The organism is Nostoc sp., from assembly GCF_036916975.1.
Classification (GTDB): domain Bacteria; phylum Cyanobacteriota; class Cyanobacteriia; order Cyanobacteriales; family Nostocaceae; genus Nostoc.
This window is the reverse complement of the sequence record NZ_JBALFF010000082.1, coordinates 198,905-219,215: the sequence shown is the minus strand read 5'-3', so window position 1 is coordinate 219,215 and position 20,311 is coordinate 198,905. Positions and strand designations below refer to the sequence as shown.

Here is a 20,311-nt window from a genome sequence, read left to right as displayed (position 1 = left end):
CGGATAAAGATGCGCTAAAGCGCAACTACGAGCCAAATACAGAGATTTTACTTTTCGTTACATAGTTTGGTTTTATCTTGCCTACCTACTTATTAGGTTGCCAAGCGTTGCCGAGGTATGAATTATTTAATGACAAACCCACTTCCATAGAGGATGAGTTGGCCCTTGCTGACGTATTCGATAAACTTGTTTTTCTAAACGTTGTTTTTCCTGCTGTGGTAGTCCGAGTAAGATATTTCGACTTTGCCAAACTAAAACACCAGCAGTCATCCCAATACAAAAGGCTAAACCGAAGGTAGACAGTGGATGGTAGAAAAGTCCATATCGCACCGCTACCCAGGTAAAATATTGTTCCCACAGAGAAATTTCTGTACGTAGACCCCACAAGGAGACAGGCGCAATGGTAAGCCATAAACAGCCCACAAACAGCCACCTGCCATATACTGTTAGCTGATGTAGCTTTTGTACTTGTTGAGCAAAGGATGGGTCAGATTTCTCGTCTGGGATAGGAGTTAATGGTTCTTCGGGTTGATCCATAGGTGAATAAAATTGCAAGGTGTGGGTGAGCAATTGAAAATGCTTTCACCCAATTGTGAAATATAAACAAGTTTAACCATCCTGGGAACTGGCAGATGTATCAATCGGCTCTGCGTTGAGCATCTGGGATTGACTTTTGCGCTCTCGCCACCAAGAAAGAAGAGTACTGGCGACAAAAATACTTGAATATGCACCCATTGTAAATCCAATAATTAAGGCAAGGGCGAAGTTTCTCAGGGTTTCGCCACCAAATAGAAACAGGGAAAATAATGTTAGCAAAACCGTTAACGTGGTATTAATCGATCGCGTTAAAGTTTGATTGATTGCATCATCAATAACTTTGTCAATGCGATCGTTAGGATGTAGATTCAGTATTTCCCGAATGCGATCGTAGATGACCACGGTATCTGTTACCGAGAAACCAGTAATAGTCAAAATAGCAACCACGAAAAGGCTATCAACTTCAATACCTACTACTAATCCTAAGATGGAGAAAAGACCCAGTGTAATCAAAAGATCATGGAACAAAGCAATAATTGCAATTACCGCATAGTCCACTTTGAACCGCACACTTAAATAGATAACGATCCCAGCAAAGGAGACAACCAGAGCTAATAACCCTTGAGAAAATAGCTGACGACCAAGTGTTGGGCCAACGGTATCAATTTGAGTGGCTTTTGGGTTAAAGACTCCAATTTTTTTACTTAAAGCTGTTTGCAATTGAGTGCGTTGATCGACATTTAATGTCTTTGTACGAATCGATACTCCCTGTTGTTTTTGACCAACAACTTGGATGCTACTATTATTTAGCTTCTCGGCGTCAACTACTTCTCTAACATCAGAAATATCAATCGGTTGACTACAGGTATTTGGTTGTGTACAATCACGTTCAAATTGTAGTCGCGTACCACCAACAAAATCTAAACTAGGACGTAGTGGTGCGCCTAATTGTTGCCAAGAAATCACCATCGCCACAATGCTAACGATTATTAGCACGGCAGAAGTTGTCCACCAAAATCTCCGACGTTTGATGACACTAAATTTCATGACTGCACCTCCGCACCAGGCTTAATTGACGTTGAGAGATTAGGACAAAACAACTCTGGCTTACGCAAGTTGGGAAATCCCAATGTTAAAAATAGCAGTGTGCGACTACAAGTAATGGCAGTAAACAAATTTACCCCTAACCCTAGTGCCAATGTTAAAGCAAAGCCTTTAACTAAACCTGCTCCTAAGAAAAACAGTGCTGCACAAGAAATTAATGATGTGACATGACTATCTAAAATGCTTGACCAAGCTCGGTAGAATCCTGACTCTATAGAACGATATAAACTTTTACCAGCACGTAGTTCTTCACGGGTGCGCTCAAAAATCAATACGTTAGCATCAACTGCCATGCCGATACTAAGGATAAACCCAGCAATACCGGGGAGAGTTAATGTAATGCCTAGCAAAGCGAAGGTGGCATAGGTCAATAGCGCATAGATAATCAAAGAAAAGTCGGCAATTAACCCTGGTAATCGGTAGTAAACTAACATAAAAACTAATACTAACAGCAATCCGCCAATACCAGCGTAAATACTGCGTTGAATACTATCTTTACCTAAAGTTGCGCCGACGGTACGGTTTTCAACTATTTCTACTGGTACGGGTAATGCCCCACCGCGTAGTTGCACGCCTAAGTCATTGGCTTGTTGAGCGGTAAACCGTCCTGTAATCACAGCAGAGCCACCAGTAATACCTGTGGCGGCAAATTCTATACCCACGGTAGGAGCGCTAATAACTTCATTGTCTAGAAAAACACCAATGCTACGCCCAGTCCCAGCGAGCATTTTCGTCAAATTGGCAAACAGTTCGCCACCCTTTTGGTCGAAGCGAATGGCAACATTCCAGTTGTTACCTTGAGTGGGTTCACCATAGGCATCCTTGAGGTATTTGCCAATTAGCGGTGGATTGGTGCTTTCAAACAATTCTGCGATCGCTTGATTATTTTTTTGCAAATCTTCTTGATTCTTGACAATTGCTGCTTTGTCTGAACTCTTTCTCAACTCTTCTTGCTTGCCTTTCAATTCGGCTCTAGATGCTTGAAAAGCCAGCAGTTGAGTTTCTGTATTCGGCTTTTGGGTACGAAATTCTAACTTCGCCGTACCCCCTAGCACCCGTTCAGCTTGCTCTGGATCGTTGACTCCTGGTAGTTGCACCAAGATTTTATCTGAACTGACTGTTTGGATGACTGGCTCAGAAACACCCAGACCATTAATCCGACCTTCGACAACTTTCTTTACACCTTCCAATTCTCGGTCGGTGATTTTGGGAATTTCTGGTGATGGTTTCACCTGAATTGTGAGCTGTGAGCCTCCGCGCAAATCCAGCCCAAGAGGTATCGGAATTGTGGCAATCACCGTAATAGCGGCGATTATCAGGACTAAAATCAAAATTAATAGCGATCGCTGTCTTTGCATACCATAACTCGCAACTGACAAACGCTATAATAACGTTCTTTTGGAGAGTTGGGAGTTGGGAGTTGGGAGTTGGGAGTTGGGAGTTGGGAGTTAGGAGTTGGGAGTTGGGAGTTAGGAGTTGTAAATTCAAGATTCAATTCTTAACTCCTCACTCCTAACTTTTAACTCCTAACTTTTAGACTCGCAACGCTACCATTTTTTCCACAGCTTCCACTATTTGCTCTGGTTGGATGATTGTTAGTCGTTCCAAGTTACCGTTGTAAGGCGTGGGGATATCTTGGGAAGAAAGGCGTAGTACTGGCGCATCTAATTCATCAAATAAGCGATCGTTTATTGAGGCGATGACTTCTGCTCCAATACCCGCAGTTCGCATGGATTCTTCCACAACAATGACTTTATGGGTTTTACGTACTGATGCGCCAATAGTATCAAAATCTAATGGTTTCAGGGAGATTAAATCAATAACTTCTGGATCGTATCCTTGTTTTTCAAGAGTTTTTACCGCTTGTAGCACATGATGCCGCATCCGGGAGTAAGTGATAATTGTGACATCTTTTCCTTGACGCACAACTTCTGCTTTATCTAGGGGTAGTAAATATTCTTCTTCTGGTAAATCTTCTTTCAAGTTGTAAAGCAGAACGTGTTCAAAGAATAACACGGGGTTATCATCGCGGATAGCCGATTTCAGTAGTCCTTTGGCGTTTCTTGGTGTGGAGCAGGCAACAATTTTTAACCCTGGCACAGCTTGGAAGTAAGTTTCTAGTCGCTGCGAATGTTCTGCACCTAGCTGCCTACCTACACCGCCAGGGCCGCGAATTACCATTGGAATTTTAAAGTTACCGCCAGAAGTATAGCGCAACATCCCAGCATTGTTGGATATTTGATTGAAGGCGAGCAGTAAAAAGCCCATATTCATGCCTTCAATGATCGGACGTAACCCAGTCATTGCGGCTCCCACTGCCATGCCGGTAAAGCTATTTTCAGCGATAGGGGTGTCTAAAATGCGGAGTTCGCCATATTTTTGGTACAGGTCTTTGGTAACTTTATAGGAACCGCCGTAGTGTCCGACATCTTCACCGAGAACAAATACGCTCGAATCACGCGCCATTTCTTCATCAATGGCTTCCCGTAAGGCGTTGAAGAATAGTGTTTCTGCCATTTAGACCTTTTTTGTACGATTATGGTTATAGAATTTTATCGTGCTGCTGTCGCAAATACGGTGAGCGATCGCACTAGTTAGAGATTAGGTTGTTTAAACTAACCGTCCATAGCATAGAGCGAGTAATTCCCATAACTATATCAAAGCTATTTTATTTGGATTTTATCGGTTTTAGGAGCTTGATGAGCGATCGCCTCTCACTCTAGCAAAAGCGGCTGATTTATTTATGTAATAAAATTTATATTCAATGTATAAGATATGCTTAAAACCTCACGGTTGAAAGATACCAACTTAACTGAAATTTACCCCAGAGGAAAAAATCTGTTATGGCAATAATTTAAATATGCCTATTGTAGAACAATTGAAAACGTTGTTTATCTTAAGTTTGTGGGCTACTAAAATGTATTTGCCTGTGTTTTTAGTCCGAATCGATGAACGAACAAAAAATCTTGTAATTATCGCTGGTGAGGAAAATGAAATTCTAATTTACCTAGATGGGAAGTGGAGATATAGCGGTTCTCATTTATGTGAGGTAGATCGGTAGGGGCTTGTCTAAGACAAGCCCCTACACCTGGCGATATAATTAGGACTTACGCAAAATGACCAAAAAACGAACCGCAGAGGACGCAGAGAACACAGAGGAATAAGAGTTTGAGAGAGTTTTTGCGTAAATCCTGATAATGTTGTACCGCATCTGAATGGGAACCGCATAATTCTACCAAACCCCTGGCACGCGATCGCTATCCCCATAACACCCACTCGAAAAGTTTTTGACGATATATCCAAAGTTGCGTAGGCTAGCAAAAACCGCAAGCATCGCAGTTACTATCAAGATTGATAGACCTACTGTACTAAAGACAAAAATGAAGCAAACAACACAATTCACTGCTATCATTGAGCGCGAAAGGGATGGCTATGTATCCCTGTGTCCCGAACTCGATATCGCCAGCCAAGGTGACACAATTGAAGAAGCACGGAATAACCTAATTGAGGCATTAGAATTATTCTTTGAGACAGCAGATCCTTCTGAAATTCAGGAAAGGCTGCACACAGAAGTTTTTGTTACACGCTTAGAGGTAAATATTGGGTAAACTGCGTGTTCTTTCTGCTAGAGAAGTCTGCCGCATTCTGGAAGAGAACGGCTTTGTACAAGTGCGCCAGCGTGGTAGTCACATTATTATGCAGATGCAAACCGAAGACTCAACAATTACTGTTCCTGTCCCTAATTACGAAGAGTTACGCATCGGTACTTTGCGATCTATTATTCGTCAGTCAGGATTACCTCGTGTTTTATTTGAAGTTACTTAAACCGAAAAAGTCTTTTTAGCCTTATATTGAACTTGCGTAGGCGTAGCCCAACCCAGGCATCGCACTAGCCATAAACAAAGAATCTCACGCCCAAACACTAAAACACAACTCTGCGTCTTTGCGCCTCTGCGTGAGATTTCCCACTAAATTAGTATTCAATAAGCCTAGCCTACTTTAACCATCGCGCCGCATCTTTAGCATGATAAGTCAAAATTAAGTCTGCACCAGCCCGTTTAAACCCAGTTAAAGTTTCCAAAACCACCCGTTCTTCATCAATCCAACCATTGAGAGCCGCAGCTTTCACCATCGCATACTCACCAGAAACATTGTAAGCCGCAACTGGTAAGTTACTCGCTTCCTTCACCCGCCAGATAATATCCATGTATGCCAAGGCTGGCTTAACCATGAGCATATCAGCACCTTCGGCAATATCTAATTCAATTTCTTTAATTGCTTCGCGGGCGTTACCTGGGTCCATTTGATAAGTTCTTCTGTCGCCAAATTGCGGTGTCGAGTCTGCTGCATCCCGAAATGGGCCATAATAACCCGAAGCATACTTAGCAGCATAAGACATGATCGGCGTATCTTGAAATCCGGCTTCATCCAAACCCTGACGAATTGCTTGGACAAAGCCATCCATCATCCCAGAAGGGGCGATGATATCAGCACCGGCTTTCGCTTGAGAAACTGCTGTTTTTTTCAACAGTTCTAAAGTTGGGTCATTTAAAACTCGTCCCGTTAAATCACCAACTTGTAAATAACCACAATGACCATGACTGGTATACTCACATAAACAAGTATCGGCAATTACAATCAAATCTGGCACTGCTGCTTTTACCGCAGTCGCCGCTTTTTGGACGATACCGCAATCATGCCATGCGCCAGTGGCTTCTACATCTTTATCAGCCGGAATCCCAAATAGAATAATCGAAGGAATTCCTAAGTCGTAAGCTTCTTTTGCCTCTTCGACAATTTTATCTACCGAAAGTTGGTAGACTCCGGGCATGGATTTTACTTCGTTAGCGATTCCCTCACCCGGTACGGCAAATAATGGGTAGATTAAATCGCTTGTTGTTAAAACAGTTTCACGAACCATCCGGCGCAGTTGGGGATGGGTACGCAGACGACGGGGGCGATGTGTAGGAAACATAAAATTTTATGAAGAAAACAACGCAAATGGACACAAAATAAAGCGTCACAAAAGCAGGCTAAAATTTTCCTGCCGTCAGACAGACTACAAACAGTGCTTAACTGTCCTTTGCCCTACTCTTAATCAAGTTGTGGGGCAATTTTGTATTCTACAGCTTGGTTGCATCTATCCGACGGACTGGAAAAAAAACAACATAGTAAGCAATTCACGGATTGAAAATGATAAGGCTGTCTGTTGGTATCGTGGGGAACTGAGGGTTGAAATTTAAACGCAAAGTGGAGGCAGCGCGTTGCGGTGAATCCAGCGCTGTAGGCGGGTTTCCCGCCGTAGGTGACTGGTTCTCCCGTTGGGGGGTTCCCCCCGTTGTAGCGACTGCTGTCGTGCAGAGGTAAACGCAAAGGCACGCAGAGAATTGGCTACTAAGTGGTAGCAAAGAACTGACAATTACCAATGACTTTATACCCCATGCCCCATGCCCAATGATAATTTGTGTTAAAAAACCCGGAATATATAAGGATAACGGAAGGGGACATCAGGATTGTTGAAAACTCCGATGAGCGCCCAAATTGTTAATCCCCAGTGCAATAGATATCCCAGACCGGCTAGTGGCCCCAGCAATAATAGAGGTAACACCAACCAACCGACTAGAAAAAATAGCGCTGCCAGAATTCCTCCATAAAGCCAGACATTAAAGTGAAAATTGATGGATTCTCTGGCGTTTTCTTTAACAACCGGATCATCAGATACGAGCAGGATGGCAATAGGTATACCTACAGATATCACCGTTGTACTGAAAAAAATCGCCCCATGAGATAAGACGGATAGAAGCTTTCGCTTATCTGTGTCGTACATTGCTTTCTCCTATTTATTCAAATTGTTGGTTATACTACGACCCTATCACGAGCATCCTTGTCTTAAGATTAAAAGACTTGCCAGAGTAAAAAAAAATTAAGCTAGCTAACAAACAAATACATTTATGTCTACTGAACTTCAGTCTGAACTTATTCAAGCAGTTCAACTTCGCCGCAACTTTGCGATTATTTCTCACCCTGATGCGGGTAAAACTACACTAACAGAAAAACTACTCTTGTACGGAGGGGCAATTCACGAAGCTGGGGCGGTTAAGGCCAGACGCGCACAGCGTAAGGCTACCTCTGACTGGATGGCGATGGAGCAACAACGGGGTATTTCTATTACTTCTACGGTGTTGCAATTTGAATACCGGGACTGTCAGATAAATTTATTAGATACTCCCGGACACCAAGATTTCAGTGAAGATACTTATCGCACCCTCGCCGCCGCCGATAATGCAGTGATGTTGATTGATGCGGCAAAAGGTTTGGAACCCCAAACTCGCAAATTGTTTGAAGTGTGCAAGTTGCGGGGTATCCCCATTTTTACATTTATCAACAAGCTCGATCGCCCCGGAAGAGAACCTCTGGAACTTTTGGATGAAATTGAGCAAGAATTGGGATTGCAAACCTATGCAGTCAACTGGCCGATTGGGATGGGCGATCGCTTTAAAGGTGTTTTTGACCGGCACAAGCAACAAATTCACCTGTTTGAACGCAGCGCCCACGGCAGCCGAGAAGCCCGTGATACCGTAGTCGAATTAACTGATCCGAGAATAGAAGATCAGCTAGAACAAAGCCTGTACTATCAACTAAAAAATGATTTAGAACTCTTAGAAGGAGTTGGGCCAGAGTTAGATTTGCACCTGGTACACCTCGGCAAAATGACGCCTGTGTTCTTTGGTAGCGCTATGACTAACTTTGGGGTAGAGTTATTCCTCAAGTATTTCCTCGACTATGCCCTCAAACCCGGTTCTCATTACAGCAGTGTTGGCGAACTTCCCCCTACATACCCGGAATTTTCGGGGTTTGTTTTCAAACTGCAAGCGAATATGGACCCGAAACACCGCGATCGCGTCGCATTTATCCGGGTTTGCACTGGTAAGTTTGAAAAAGATATGATGGTGAATCACGCCCGCATTGGTAAACCCATCCGTCTGTCTCGCCCGCAAAAACTCTTTGCTCAAGAGCGAGAATCGATTGATGTGGCTTATCCTGGCGATGTGATCGGTTTAAACAATCCTGGTGTTTTTGCGATCGGAGATACAATTTACACGGGACAAAAGCTCGAATATGAAGGAATTCCGTATTTTTCGCCGGAACTGTTCGCATCTTTGAGGAATCCCAACCCCTCGAAGTCTAAACAATTCCAAAAAGGCGTTGCGGAATTACGAGAAGAAGGTGCTGTACAAATTATGTATTCAACTGATGAAGCCAAGCGCGATCCAATTTTGGCGGCGGTGGGTCAGTTGCAATTTGAAGTAGTGCAGTTTCGCTTACAAAATGAGTATGGTGTAGAAACCATATTAGACTTATTGCCCTACACTGTCGCCCGTTGGGTTGAGGGTGGTTGGGAAGCATTAGAAAAAGTGGGACGAATATTCAATACCACTACAGTTAAAGATAGTATGGGCCGCCCAGTGTTGCTATTCCGCAACGAATGGAATTGTCAACAATTACTGGGCGACCATCCAGAGTTAAAATTAAGCGCGATCGCTCCAGTATTTTCTAGTCAACAACCAGTGGAGGAATAATTCACTTGACTACGAATTTTAGATTTTAGATTTTAGATTTTAGATTTTATATCTCAATTTAAAATCCTTGATCCAAGTAACCTTGTGGTTAGGGTCAATCCAAAATCCCAAATCCCAAATCCAAAATTGGTTGACAAGCAAAACTTGGGCGCGGTTGAGTTCCACGGCATCCGAGGTTCGCGCTTTTGCACAAACGTGGATCACTTAGAAGAGATTGGAGTGCCAGAATTTGTATGCCTTCACATGCCAAACCGTCTTTGGAGGCTGGTTTAGTTGCCCTCAAGCAAGGAAATTACCAAACAGCGATCGCTCAACTAGAACCTATTGCTAGTAGTCATAATGGTACTGCTAGCTTACAAGCCCAGGTTGCTTTAGTGATGGCTTATGCACGGATTGGAGAAGCCTCCAAAGCGATCGCTATTTCTCAGAATCTCATTGAGAGTAACAATTCGCAAGTTCAAGAGTGGGCAACACGCGCACTCGAACACCTGACAAAACGTCAAAAACGCGATCGAGAATCAAAAAATGTCGAAACTGGATTTGTTGCTTTTGATAATTCAACCCCAGATTCAACCCCAGCTACTCCCCCAGAAACTCCGACATTAGAGGAACCAAAAGAGCAAGTAATAGAAACCAAAACCGACGACACCCCGCCGATGGTGCCACTACCTAAACTCAAAGCTACAGTAGCGACACCATTGCCAGCAGCAGCATCTGTACCCTTAAGCGGTTTTATGGGTTCTGTTACCCGCACCCAAGCGAAATTATTCGGCGTTATTTATTGGCGACAAGCACAACGCGCCAGAGCATGGCAACCCCTACGCAAACCGAAATTAATCCCTTTGCGGTTGCTAACAGCAGGAACATTCATTGCTCTATTTTGGGTGATGCGAGAAATGCTCAAGTTAGCAATGGGATTCATCAACCAGACTTTAGTTAAACTACCTTATGTGGAGCCGTTGCAGCTTTTATACCGCGACCCTACTAAATTGTTGCTAATAGTATTGGTGATTTTGCTTGGAGTATCACCTTGGTTGCTGGATCTGCTACTAGCGAAGTTGTATGGTCAGCGAGAATTTTCCAAAGATGTATTGAATGCCCATAGCCGCGAAGCTGTTCGGGTGCTACAACGTTGTTCCCAACAACGGCATTGGCCTTTACCCAAACTGCGGATTTTACCAATGGCTGCACCAATTATCCTGACTTATGGTAGTTTACCACGTAATGCCAGGATTGTTGTAAGTCAGGGGTTATTAGAGCAATTGGCAGATGATGAAATCGCCATTATCTACGCCACGCAGCTAGGGCATATTGCTCACTGGGATTTTGCTGTGATGTCTTTGTTGCTGCTGGTGACACTACCGATTCATCAGCTATATCAGCAAGTGTCGAACTGGGGAGACAAAATATCAGGGATTTGGCGCTATCCGATGACAATTCTGGCTAGTATCGTCTATGGAGTTTGGTGTTTGCTGACTGGAACTGGATTATGGTTGTCACGGTTGCGGCTTTATTATAGCGATCGCGTCGCCTCTGAAATTACTGGTAATCCCAATGCCCTGATTCGCGCTTTACTCAAAATCGCCATTGGCATTGCAGCTGATATCCAAAAAGAAGAAGAGACAAGTTGGCAACTAGAAAGCTTAAATCTCCTGACACCAGTAAGCCACCAACAGAGCCTTTCTTTAGGCACTATTGCCAGTAATTTATCTTTTGAATCATTTTTGAAGTGGGATACTGCCAATCCCTATCGCCGATGGTTTACAATTAATAATAGTCATCCCCTAATGGGCGATCGCATCGAACGCCTCTGCGAAATAGCCCGTCACTGGCATCTAGACACCGAACTACATTTTGCAAGCGTTCCATCAAAAGTTCAGCGTCAGTCTTTCTTATTACAAATCGCTCCTTGGTTGGGAATTCCTCTAGGGGTTCTGTTTGCAGCTTTCGTCTGGCTAACCTGGCAACTAGCATTCGCACTCAAGTTTTTAAATCTAAAGTGGATATATGAAGATTGGTCTTTCATTACAGGCTGCCTTCTAATTGGCTTTAGCATCGGTACACTGATGCGGATTAATTCTTTCTTCCCCGATATTAAACCTGCCACTCTGCAAACTGACGATTACCTACCTAACCTGTTAGCTGACCCTGACGCGTTACCAATTGATAGCATCAGCGTGCGTCTTGTGGGCAAATTATTAGGTCGTCAAGGCACTAGCAACTCCCTAGCGCAAGATTTAATCCTTCAATCCAGCGCAGGTTTAGTCAAATTACACCACATTTCTTGGCTAGGACAGCCAGTCAATCACCAGGATCTAATTGGTCGGCAAATTATTGTCACAGGTTGGTTTAGGCGAGGAGCAACACCTTGGATCGACATCCAAACCCTGGAAACCCAAAGTGGTAAAACCATTCATAGCCCTCATCCCATTTGGTCTACTTTTTTAGCAGTTGCAGCACAGGCTTGGGGCGCATACATTTTTCTCACTGGTTAGTCATTGGTCATTGGTCATTAGAAAAAGACAAGGCACAAAGGACAAATCGGAATGTAAACAAAAGTTGCAGGTTATTTTTCAAAGTGTTACATTTATTTACACAAACAATAGCAACCGACATAACTCAGTATTACAGCTTAGTTGTGAATTCGGATGCTTTTCCCCCCGCTCCATACCTTTTTATCCTTCTAACACAGCAGGAAATTAACCAGCCACTGGCTGGTTTTTGTTTCAAAATATGCTCGGTTGAATAAAAAAATGTGTTTTATGTTACGATGCAGTAATACTAAGGTCAGAAATGTATGCGCTAAACTAGCTACGTAGAAAATACCGTGGTAATGTAAGGAATGGTATTTGATTCTGCGAAAAAAGGCATGGAAGAAAGCGTGTACTTTAGCAGACAATAGGCTATTAAATTTACAATTCTTAGAATTAAGGTGTTATTAGCTCACTATAGTGTGGGCGTTTAGATTAAACAAGCTTGATCCCGACGAAAAACTGTATTGTTGTATAGGTTGACAGTTTCGAGCAAAAAAATTGGTTGATGGCAGTCTTGGTCAATAGCATCTATTTAATTAAAAGCCAAAGCCAAGTGATTGTTTTCTTGCCTTGCCATGTTCATTCAACTCTGGAGGTATAGTTCATGTCCATTCGCCTATATATAGGTAATTTGCCTAAAGAAGAAATAGATCGTCAGGATCTGCAAGCAGTTTTTGCAGCAGAAGGTGATGCTGTAACTACTAAATTAATTAAAGACCGTAAAACTGGCAAATGCCGTGGTTTCGGTTTTCTTACAGTCAACAACGACGAGCAAGCTGACGAAATTATTGAAAAATATAATGGTCAGATGTTCAAAGAGACTCCGATTAAGCTAGAGAAGGCATTACCTCGGACAAAAGGTGATGAGGGCGAGGAGCAACCTCCAAAACCAGTTATTGCTGCTGCTAGTAGTACCCCCACTCCTATGCCTACCAGAGAAGGCAGCCGCCGCGAGAAAAGCTCTAAGAAGCCCCGCCGTGGCTCAGGTGGCGGCGGCGGTTCTCGTGAAAACAACACCACAACCACCGATTCAGACGCTATTCGTCCAGATCCTCGTTGGGCTTCGGAATTAGAAAAGCTGAAGCAGATGCTAGCTGCACAAACTACGAATTAATCTCTAAGGGAGAGAAATTAAAAATTAAAAATCAGAATTTTTTTTTGATTTTTAATTTTTAATATTACTTAGCTGCTTAGTTAAAAACTAATTGCAGCTAATTTTGTAAGTGCGTAGGCGCAGTCCACCGTACATTGATGTCAACTTAAGTAAGCTAGAAATCGCTTATCCGTTGGCTTCTACGCCCGCCTAGAAATGAATTTCAAGGCTAATAGCCAAAGTCTACTGAAGTAGAGTAAAGATTTTACAGATTATTTAGTCATTAAGAAATGACTTGAGCTATAAGAGAAGGAATCATTTCACCTACTTACGTAATAGCAGTAAGTATATACTGAGACAATAGTAATTTAAATAGAGTTACTATAAGAGCTTGCTTATAAAAAAATTAAGTTTTTGTGATTAGGCGCATTGAAAAACCTGACTGAAAGTGAATGCGATGCCTACGGTATTCTCTGCGCCTACGCAGTAATTGTCTAGATTTGACATGTTATAGCTAGCTGATATGCCAAGGTGAATCGTAGGCACAAAGGCGCACAGAATACCGTAGGCATCGCTAAGCAAGATAATCTACACTCAAAGTGATACCGATCGTTTGCAGCTTCTGTTATGTCCTCAACTCTAGATTCTTTGCCACCTGCGCTCGCTAAAATTGTCCAGCGCTTTCAACGCGCTTCCGAACCAAAGCGACGTTACGAACAGCTAATCTGGTATGCTCAGAAGCTCAATGAGTTCCCAGAAGCTGGAAAATTACCCGAAAATAAAGTTCCTGGTTGCGTGTCTCAAGTTTATATCACCGCAGCCTTGGATGATGGTAAGGTTGTGTTTCAGGGCGATTCCGATTCTCAGTTAACCAAAGGATTAGTCGGGCTTCTGGTTGAAGGATTACATGGACTAACGCCAAGTGAGATTGTCCAGCTTACTCCAGATTTTATTCAGGAAACAGGTTTAAATGTTAGCCTGACACCTTCCCGTGCTAATGGATTTTACAACATTTTCAAAACCATGCAAAAAAAAGCATTGGAATCTAAAATTGGTCATTAGTCATTGGTCATTGGTCATTAGCAAAGGACAAATGACAAAGGACAACTGACAAATAAGGTACAACTACCAAAATTTAGTCTAATGTCAACAAATTTATTATCTACTTCTGCTGCTATTGGCTTTGGTGGAGTAGTTCAAGAATATCTCTGGAATTGGGAAAATCAGCAATTGCGCGTTGTTTATGAAACCCTTGGTAAAGGTTCACCGCTATTGCTGTTACCATCTTTCAGCACTGTTTCAACGCGCTTGGAAATGGGCGAACTTGCTAAGTTACTAGCTCCCCATTTTCAAGTTGTAGCCGTAGACTGGCCTGGTTTTGGTGAATCTTCTCGCCCTAGTTTGAATTACCGACCAGAAATATATCAGCAATTTCTGGAAGATTTTGTCAAATCTATTTTTAATACTCCTATTACTGCGATCGCGGCTGGTCATGCTGCTAGTTATGTTTTACAATTAGCTGTAAAACAACCTGCTACTTTCTCACGAATTTTGTTGTTAGCTCCTACTTGGCGTGGGCCTTTACCAACAATGGGAGCGAGTCAGCAAATAGCTGGCATGGTAAGAGAATTGGTGCGATCGCCTATACTTGGTCAAGCTCTCTACAAACTCAACACTACCCAATCTTTCTTAAGTTTTATGTACCGCCGTCATGTCTTTACTGACGCGGCTAAAATTACACCCAGTTTCATTGAGAAAAAATGGCACACAACTCAACAACCAGGAGCGCGATTTGCATCTGCTGCTTTTGTAACTGGTAATCTCGATGCTGTACGCGAACAATCTGATTTTCTGGGACTTGTGCAATTTTTAAGTGTACCGCTCATGGTAGTAATTGGGGAATCTAGCCCTCCCAAATCACGAGAAGAAATGAACGCTTTAGTAGCATTACCAGGAGTGAAAAGCGTTGTTATTCCCGGTTCTTTGGGACTGCATGAAGAATACCCAGGAGTTGTTTTAGAAGCAGTTCAAGATTTTTTGTTCTCTTGAGAAAATTAAATCTTGGTGCAAGATTAAGATTAGTTCAAGCTACGCCAACTTGTGAATAGACCTCTTGCACCAATACAAAATTTGCCCTCATCCCCCAACCCCTTCTCCCAATTTTGGGAGAAGGGGAGCCTATTTCAAAGTCCCTCTCCCAAGCTTGGGAGAGGGATTTAGGGAGAGGGCAAGGATTGATTCAAGAAGTCTAATATAGATTACTTATTATAGATGCATAAAAATAAAATGTTTCTTGATTAAATTATGTGATGATTTTGCTGAAAGCCAAAATAACAGCAAGTTAGCACAAAAATATAAAAAGATTTATGATATGTGATAATGATTATCCATAAGGTGAGACAAGAGGAATTTAGAGTATGGTGGCTGACGTAATCAACAATTCAGTTCCCGTTACTGTTCTTACAGGCTATTTGGGAGCAGGTAAAACGACTCTACTCAATCACATCCTCACCTACGAACACGGCAAAAAAGTTGCTGTGATTGTGAATGAATTTGGGGAAGTGGGTATTGATAATCAATTGATTATCGATGCAGATGAAGAAATTTTTGAAATGAACAATGGCTGTATCTGTTGTACAGTACGCGGCGATTTAATTCGGATCATTGGCAACTTGATGAAGCGGCGCGATAAATTTGACCATTTAGTAATTGAAACAACTGGATTAGCCGATCCAGCCCCAGTGATTCAGACATTTTTTGTGGATGAAGATTTGCAAAGTCAACTGTCTTTAGATGCAGTGGTGACTGTTGTAGATGCCAAGCACATCTCGCAGCACTGGGATGCAGACGAAGCCCAAGAACAGATTGCCTTTGCCGATGTAATTTTACTTAATAAAACAGATTTAGTAGCGCCAGAAGAGTTGGATGAATTAGAAAAAAGGATTCGGGCGATGAATGCGATCGCAAAAATCTACCGTACCCAAAATTCTGAACTAGAGATGGATGCTTTATTAGGTGTAAAAGCCTTTGATTTAGATCGTGCATTAGAAATTGATCCAGATTTCTTAGGCGAAGATGCCCACGTACACGATGAAACAGTCTTTTCTGTAGCTTTAGTAGAAGCAGGTGCAGTCGATGGAGAAAAATTAAACACTTGGATTTCGGAGTTATTGCGTACCCAAGGCCCAGATATATTTCGGATGAAAGGCATTTTAAATATTGCTGGAGAAGATAATAGATTTGTCTTTCAAGGAGTCCACATGATATTTGATGGCAAACCCGATCGCCCCTGGAAACCAAGCGAAACCCCCAAAAACGAACTAGTATTCATCGGCCGCAACCTTGATGCAGCCCAACTCAAGCAAGATTTTCTCGCTTGTCTAGCATAAAAAGTGAGTTAGGAGTGATGAGTGAGGAGTGAGGAATTATGAGTTAGGAGTCATGAGTCATGAGTTAGGAGTTAGGAGTCATGAGTTAGGAGTCATGAGTCATGAGTGATGATTTAAAAATTCCTAACTCCAAACTTCAAACTCCAAACTCCAAACTTTTAACTCCTAACTTTTAACTCCTAACTTTTAACTCCTAACTCCTAACTTTTAACTCCTAACTCCTAACTTTTAACTCCTAACTCCTAACTCCTAACTTTTAACTTTTAACTTCTGTATAAAATATGAACTCCACGACCAGCAAATCTAAGGAATTTGAACAACACTATTCGGGGACACTTTCAGATTATGTAACTGCGATCGCTTGGTCGCCACAAGGTAAAACTTTAGCAGCAACCTCCGCCGCCGGGGAAGTAGTTCTGTGGAATGATGGCGAACTCACAAGTTTACAAACTAGTAACGGTAAATCAGTAGACTGTCTAGCTTTTTCACCAGATGGAAAATTTTTAGCCGTTGGTGGACAAGATGGACAGGTGAAAATTTGGCGCGATACTGAATTAATCGCCACTTTAGAAAATGCCCCCGCATGGGTTGACAAGCTAGCTTGGAATTATACCAGTAACCAACTAGCTTTTAGTTTGGGGCGTTACGTCCAAGTTTGGGATGCAGATACTCATGAAATTGTTGTAACGCTGAATTTCGATAACTCTTCAGTATTGGGGATAGATTGGCGCATTGATGGACAATACTTAGCCATTAGTGGTTATAAAGGAGTCAAAATTTGGCATAGTCAAAACTGGGACGAAGAACCATACAACCTAGATATGACTACTGTCAGTGTAGCGATGGCTTGGTCGCCCGATGGCAAATTCCTCGCTTCTGGCAACATGGATCGTAGTGTCACCGTTTTAGAATGGAACAACCCCGACCCTTGGGTGATGCGTGGCTTCCCTGGTAAAATTCGCCAATTGGCATGGTCAGAAGCTATGACTAAACTGGGTGCGCCAATACTGGCATCTTCTAGCGTTGAAGGTATTGTAGTATGGGAAAAGTTAGAGGATGATTCTTTAGGTTGGGAAGCGCGAGTATTAACTAATCATGTGGGTGTGATTAATGCGATCGCCTTTGCACCGAAAAGCTTCCTGCTCGCTTCTGCTGCTGCTGACGGCTGGTTATGTTTGTGGAATAAAGCCAAAGAAGTATCCCAAATTATCACAGGTGTCTCAGGAGGATTTTCTACCCTAGCTTGGCATCCCCAAGGTAAGTTACTGGCCGCAGGGGGTGAACAGGGTGAATTAGTTGTATGGTCAAAGGTTTTGCGGGGTCAAGGATTTGGGCGTAGTTAAAATAATTCGTAATTCGTAATTCGTAATTCGTAATTAAAGACTGTTACATGAAGGTATTTATACACAGAGAGTAAGGGGCGACAGGTATAGATATTAGCGTTAGCTCTCCCTTTGGGAGAAGGGTAATTAAATCCAAAAATTACGAATTACGAATTATTAAAGTTGAAGCTCGGCAATTTATTAGCTATGCTGTATCAGCAAAGGTATCTTTGTGTGAATTATGAACATAATCAAACTGATTTTACTTGCCTGTCCCGCATTTCTGGTATCCATGCTGCTGGTAGTCAATCCAGCAAACGCATCCAGCCTGAAATCTGCGTATGCTACACAAGTTATGACGGTAGTATCTACACAGCAAATTCCTGATCTGGCAACACCACATTTGACTCAAACATCTAATCCGATTATTGATCAACTTGGTTGCAATTGTGCCAACTGCGTTCAGTCTAAATTTCAGTCTCTACAAGGCAAACTGCCATCAGTCGATTTTTAATAAACTTAGGAGTCATGAATATTGTAGGCACACAGCATTGCTCATTGGTGTCAACAAAAGCCTAGAAATAGCTTAACTGTTAGCTTCCTCACCCGCCCAGAAATAAATTTCTTTGGCTTTTAGCTAAAGTCTACTCAAGTAGACTAAATATTCCTAAAAATCTTTACTCTACTTCAGTAGACTTTAGCTATTAGCAAGGAACTTCAGTTCCTTGCGGGACATGACTTTTACGTTAAGTTGACACCTATGAGCATTGCCGTACCCTTATTAATTTTATGAGCTTTTTGTCCGTGGCGATCGCCTACGGCACGCACTAGTTGCGGCATCCTTATTTATGATATTCGTCTAAAGGTCGCACCTGAAAAACGAGGTAGGAAAGCTGTTAGGTAAATTCCTAGATACTGAGAAACCTGCTGGTAAGCCAGTGAAATTGGTGCAATCGCCATCTGCACCCAAGCTGTTAAGCTCTTGTTAAAAGAGCTAGTCTGGGGATTAGAAAACTTGCTAAAGTGAACGTAGAGTTAGCCTTAATGTCTAATCCCCAAAACCTATACATCTCATGGATTTTGCTAATATTGCATCCCAGCTAAACGCTGGAACGATTTTGCCAGAGGGGATTGTTATTCTCACCCTCTTGGGGGTTTTGATTGTTGATTTGATTTTGGGGCGTACATCCGCACGCTGGATTGGATATCTAGCGATCGCAGGTTTATTTGCTTCGATTGTCGCCCTATATTTTCAATGGGATGCTCCTAATCCCATCGGTTTTACCGGTAGCTTTAACGGTGATGACCTGAGTATCGTCTTTCGCGGTATTATCGCCTTGTCTGCGATCGCCACTATACTGATGTCAATTCGCTACGTTGAGCAGAGCGGCACCGCAATAGCCGAATTTATCGCTATTTTGCTGAGTGCGACTTTGGGAGGGATGTTTTTATCCGGGGCTAGTGAGTTGGTGATGATTTTCATCTCCCTAGAAACCCTGAGTATTTCCTCTTATCTATTGACAGGTTATACCAAGCGTGACCCCCGCTCCAATGAAGCGGCGCTGAAATACTTGTTAATTGGCGCTTCTAGTACAGCAGTATTTTTGTACGGTGTATCACTGCTGTATGGTTTATCTGGAGGACAAACAGAACTAAGTGCGATCGCTAATGGCATTGCCACAGCTAAAGTAGGACAATCTTTAGGTTTAGTGATTGCGTTGGTTTTTGCGATCGCAGGTATTGGCTTCAAAATCTCCGCAGCACCCTTCCACCAGTGGACACCAGACGTTTACGAAGGCGCTCCCACCCCAGTCATCGCCTTTTTATCAGTCGGTTCCAAAGCAGCTGGGTTTGCCCTAGCCATTCGCTTGCTGACAACAGCCTTCCCCCTTGTTGCTGAAGAGTGGAGATTTGTCTTCACTGCTCTAGCCGTTCTCAGCATGATTTTGGGTAACGTAGTCGCCCTAGCCCAAACCACCATGAAACGGATGTTAGCTTATTCATCCATTGCCCAAGCTGGGTTTGTGATGATTGGCTTGATTGCTGGTACACAAGCGGGCTATGCCAGTATGATATTTTACCTACTGGTTTACCTGTTCATGAACCTGTGCGGCTTTACCTGCATCATCCTGTTCTCACTGCGGACGGGAACCGACCAGATTGGCGAATACTCTGGTTTATATCAAAAAGACCCACTCTTAACACTGGGCTTGAGTATCTCCCTGCTTTCCTTGGGTGGTATTCCACCATTGGCTGGGTTTTTCGGCAAGATTTACTTATTCTGGGCTGGTTGGCAAGCAGGTCTTTATTGGTTAGTCTTGCTGGGCTTAGTTACCACCGTCGTCTCCATCTACTACTACATTCGTGTAGTTAAGATGATGGTAGTAAAAGAACCCCATGAAATGTCCGACTCGGTGAAGAATTATCCCCAAGTGCGTTGGGATTTGCCTGGGCTAAGACCTTTGCAAGTCGGGTTGGTGGTAACATTAATTGCCACATCTATAGCAGGGATTTTGTCAAATCCACTGTTTACATTGGCGAACAATTCCATCTCTAATACCCCAATTTTGCAAGCAACAATCAACACTAATGTAAAAGCAGAAAATCCACTGGTTTTACCAAAGTTAGATGCAGTTAGTCAGTCTCAACCTTCAGTTGATACCGCTAAGATTTAACCGAGTCTCAACCAAACTTTGTACTTAAAGACACGCCTGTTTGCTCATTAGCAGACAGGTCTTTCTCATATTTTCGT

General features: G+C 42.7%; 19 protein-coding genes. 12 read left to right on the top strand and 7 right to left on the bottom strand.

Annotated features, from left to right (window positions below; all coding sequences use genetic code 11):
- Window positions 1–126: 126 nt before the first annotated feature.
- The 5 genes from V7K73_RS21820 to V7K73_RS21800 all read right to left on the bottom strand — a co-directional run bounded on the left by V7K73_RS21820 (window position 127) and on the right by V7K73_RS21800 (window position 4,158).
- Window positions 127–537: a hypothetical protein gene (locus V7K73_RS21820; RefSeq protein ID WP_334882955.1), complete on the bottom strand. Its 411-nt coding sequence runs from the start codon at window positions 535–537 to the stop codon at window positions 127–129.
- Window positions 538–609: 72 nt separating this feature from the next.
- Window positions 610–1,584, bottom strand: coding sequence for a protein translocase subunit SecF (gene secF / locus V7K73_RS21815; protein WP_334882953.1), 975 nt, complete (start codon window positions 1,582–1,584; stop codon window positions 610–612).
- Window positions 1,581–2,999 carry a protein translocase subunit SecD gene (gene secD, locus V7K73_RS21810; protein WP_334882951.1) on the bottom strand — a complete coding sequence of 473 codons (1,419 nt, stop codon included), beginning with the start codon at window positions 2,997–2,999 and terminating at the stop codon, window positions 1,581–1,583. Before secD ends, secF begins: the two co-directional genes overlap by 4 nt.
- The gene (locus tag V7K73_RS21805) at window positions 2,975–3,136 is read right to left on the bottom strand and encodes a hypothetical protein (protein WP_334882949.1); all 162 of its coding nucleotides are present in this window, start codon (window positions 3,134–3,136) and stop codon (window positions 2,975–2,977) included. The genes secD and V7K73_RS21805 overlap by 25 nt, the downstream gene beginning before the upstream one ends.
- A 38-nt stretch (window positions 3,137–3,174) precedes the next feature.
- A complete protein-coding gene (locus tag V7K73_RS21800; RefSeq protein WP_012410204.1) occupies window positions 3,175–4,158 on the bottom strand; it encodes an alpha-ketoacid dehydrogenase subunit beta in 984 nt (327 codons plus the stop codon).
- Between the two features lie 343 nt (window positions 4,159–4,501).
- Between V7K73_RS21800 and V7K73_RS21795 the strand changes: the two genes are divergently transcribed.
- The 3 genes from V7K73_RS21795 (at window position 4,502) to V7K73_RS21785 (ending at window position 5,466) form a co-directional block, all read left to right on the top strand.
- Window positions 4,502–4,702 carry a DUF6888 family protein gene (locus V7K73_RS21795; RefSeq protein ID WP_334882947.1) on the top strand — a complete coding sequence of 67 codons (201 nt, stop codon included), beginning with the start codon at window positions 4,502–4,504 and terminating at the stop codon, window positions 4,700–4,702.
- Window positions 4,703–5,021: 319 nt separating this feature from the next.
- Window positions 5,022–5,249, top strand: coding sequence for a type II toxin-antitoxin system HicB family antitoxin (locus V7K73_RS21790; protein WP_273763865.1), 228 nt, complete (start codon window positions 5,022–5,024; stop codon window positions 5,247–5,249).
- Entirely contained in the window at window positions 5,242–5,466 is a 225-nt protein-coding gene (locus V7K73_RS21785; RefSeq protein ID WP_273763866.1) for a type II toxin-antitoxin system HicA family toxin, read from the top strand. Before V7K73_RS21790 ends, V7K73_RS21785 begins: the two co-directional genes overlap by 8 nt.
- Before the next feature lie 169 nt (window positions 5,467–5,635).
- Here V7K73_RS21785 and hemB read toward each other — a convergent pair whose 3' ends face one another.
- Together hemB and V7K73_RS21775 are read right to left on the bottom strand one after the other, a co-directional pair.
- Window positions 5,636–6,616, bottom strand: coding sequence for a porphobilinogen synthase (gene hemB / locus V7K73_RS21780; RefSeq protein WP_334882945.1), 981 nt, complete (start codon window positions 6,614–6,616; stop codon window positions 5,636–5,638).
- A 492-nt stretch (window positions 6,617–7,108) separates the two neighbouring features.
- Window positions 7,109–7,468 (bottom strand): DUF4870 domain-containing protein, encoded by a 360-nt coding sequence (locus tag V7K73_RS21775; protein WP_334882943.1) that lies wholly within the window; start codon window positions 7,466–7,468, stop codon window positions 7,109–7,111.
- Between the two features lie 124 nt (window positions 7,469–7,592).
- Between V7K73_RS21775 and prfC the strand changes: the two genes are divergently transcribed.
- The 9 genes from prfC to V7K73_RS21730 all read left to right on the top strand — a co-directional run bounded on the left by prfC (window position 7,593) and on the right by V7K73_RS21730 (window position 20,234).
- A complete protein-coding gene (prfC, locus tag V7K73_RS21770; RefSeq protein WP_334882941.1) occupies window positions 7,593–9,221 on the top strand; it encodes a peptide chain release factor 3 in 1,629 nt (542 codons plus the stop codon).
- 233 nt (window positions 9,222–9,454) lie between these two features.
- Window positions 9,455–11,716 carry a M48 family metalloprotease gene (locus V7K73_RS21765; RefSeq protein ID WP_334882940.1) on the top strand — a complete coding sequence of 754 codons (2,262 nt, stop codon included), beginning with the start codon at window positions 9,455–9,457 and terminating at the stop codon, window positions 11,714–11,716.
- A gap of 643 nt (window positions 11,717–12,359) precedes the next feature.
- Entirely contained in the window at window positions 12,360–12,869 is a 510-nt protein-coding gene (locus V7K73_RS21760) for an RNA recognition motif domain-containing protein (protein ID WP_334882938.1), read from the top strand.
- Between the two features lie 606 nt (window positions 12,870–13,475).
- Window positions 13,476–13,910, top strand: coding sequence for a SufE family protein (locus V7K73_RS21755; protein WP_334882936.1), 435 nt, complete (start codon window positions 13,476–13,478; stop codon window positions 13,908–13,910).
- A gap of 81 nt (window positions 13,911–13,991) precedes the next feature.
- On the top strand, window positions 13,992–14,897 hold the full coding sequence (locus V7K73_RS21750; RefSeq protein WP_334882934.1) for an alpha/beta fold hydrolase: 906 nt from the start codon (window positions 13,992–13,994) through the stop codon (window positions 14,895–14,897).
- Window positions 14,898–15,265: 368 nt separating this feature from the next.
- Complete coding sequence (locus V7K73_RS21745; RefSeq protein WP_334882933.1) at window positions 15,266–16,237, top strand: CobW family GTP-binding protein; 972 nt, start codon at window positions 15,266–15,268, stop codon at window positions 16,235–16,237.
- A gap of 281 nt (window positions 16,238–16,518) precedes the next feature.
- Window positions 16,519–17,580 carry a WD40 repeat domain-containing protein gene (locus V7K73_RS21740; protein ID WP_334882931.1) on the top strand — a complete coding sequence of 354 codons (1,062 nt, stop codon included), beginning with the start codon at window positions 16,519–16,521 and terminating at the stop codon, window positions 17,578–17,580.
- Between the two features lie 220 nt (window positions 17,581–17,800).
- Complete coding sequence (locus tag V7K73_RS21735; RefSeq protein ID WP_334882930.1) at window positions 17,801–18,073, top strand: hypothetical protein; 273 nt, start codon at window positions 17,801–17,803, stop codon at window positions 18,071–18,073.
- Window positions 18,074–18,632: 559 nt separating this feature from the next.
- The gene (locus tag V7K73_RS21730) at window positions 18,633–20,234 is read left to right on the top strand and encodes an NAD(P)H-quinone oxidoreductase subunit N (RefSeq protein ID WP_334882928.1); all 1,602 of its coding nucleotides are present in this window, start codon (window positions 18,633–18,635) and stop codon (window positions 20,232–20,234) included.
- Window positions 20,235–20,311: the final 77 nt, after the last annotated feature.

What these genes read in the sequence shown, in the direction of transcription:
- V7K73_RS21820 (WP_334882955.1), bottom strand. Translation starts at nt 537, where the DNA reads ATGGATCAACCCGAAGAACCATTAACTCCTATCCCAGACGAGAAATCT.
- secF (WP_334882953.1), bottom strand. Translation starts at nt 1,584, where the DNA reads ATGAAATTTAGTGTCATCAAACGTCGGAGATTTTGGTGGACAACTTCT.
- secD (WP_334882951.1), bottom strand. Translation starts at nt 2,999, where the DNA reads ATGCAAAGACAGCGATCGCTATTAATTTTGATTTTAGTCCTGATAATC.
- V7K73_RS21800 (WP_012410204.1), bottom strand. Translation starts at nt 4,158, where the DNA reads ATGGCAGAAACACTATTCTTCAACGCCTTACGGGAAGCCATTGATGAA.
- V7K73_RS21795 (WP_334882947.1), top strand. Translation starts at nt 4,502, where the DNA reads ATGCCTATTGTAGAACAATTGAAAACGTTGTTTATCTTAAGTTTGTGG.
- V7K73_RS21790 (WP_273763865.1), top strand. Translation starts at nt 5,022, where the DNA reads ATGAAGCAAACAACACAATTCACTGCTATCATTGAGCGCGAAAGGGAT.
- hemB (WP_334882945.1), bottom strand. Translation starts at nt 6,616, where the DNA reads ATGTTTCCTACACATCGCCCCCGTCGTCTGCGTACCCATCCCCAACTG.
- V7K73_RS21775 (WP_334882943.1), bottom strand. Translation starts at nt 7,468, where the DNA reads ATGTACGACACAGATAAGCGAAAGCTTCTATCCGTCTTATCTCATGGG.
- prfC (WP_334882941.1), top strand. Translation starts at nt 7,593, where the DNA reads ATGTCTACTGAACTTCAGTCTGAACTTATTCAAGCAGTTCAACTTCGC.
- V7K73_RS21765 (WP_334882940.1), top strand. Translation starts at nt 9,455, where the DNA reads ATGCCTTCACATGCCAAACCGTCTTTGGAGGCTGGTTTAGTTGCCCTC.
- V7K73_RS21760 (WP_334882938.1), top strand. Translation starts at nt 12,360, where the DNA reads ATGTCCATTCGCCTATATATAGGTAATTTGCCTAAAGAAGAAATAGAT.
- V7K73_RS21755 (WP_334882936.1), top strand. Translation starts at nt 13,476, where the DNA reads ATGTCCTCAACTCTAGATTCTTTGCCACCTGCGCTCGCTAAAATTGTC.
- V7K73_RS21750 (WP_334882934.1), top strand. Translation starts at nt 13,992, where the DNA reads ATGTCAACAAATTTATTATCTACTTCTGCTGCTATTGGCTTTGGTGGA.
- V7K73_RS21745 (WP_334882933.1), top strand. Translation starts at nt 15,266, where the DNA reads ATGGTGGCTGACGTAATCAACAATTCAGTTCCCGTTACTGTTCTTACA.
- V7K73_RS21740 (WP_334882931.1), top strand. Translation starts at nt 16,519, where the DNA reads ATGAACTCCACGACCAGCAAATCTAAGGAATTTGAACAACACTATTCG.
- V7K73_RS21735 (WP_334882930.1), top strand. Translation starts at nt 17,801, where the DNA reads ATGAACATAATCAAACTGATTTTACTTGCCTGTCCCGCATTTCTGGTA.
- V7K73_RS21730 (WP_334882928.1), top strand. Translation starts at nt 18,633, where the DNA reads ATGGATTTTGCTAATATTGCATCCCAGCTAAACGCTGGAACGATTTTG.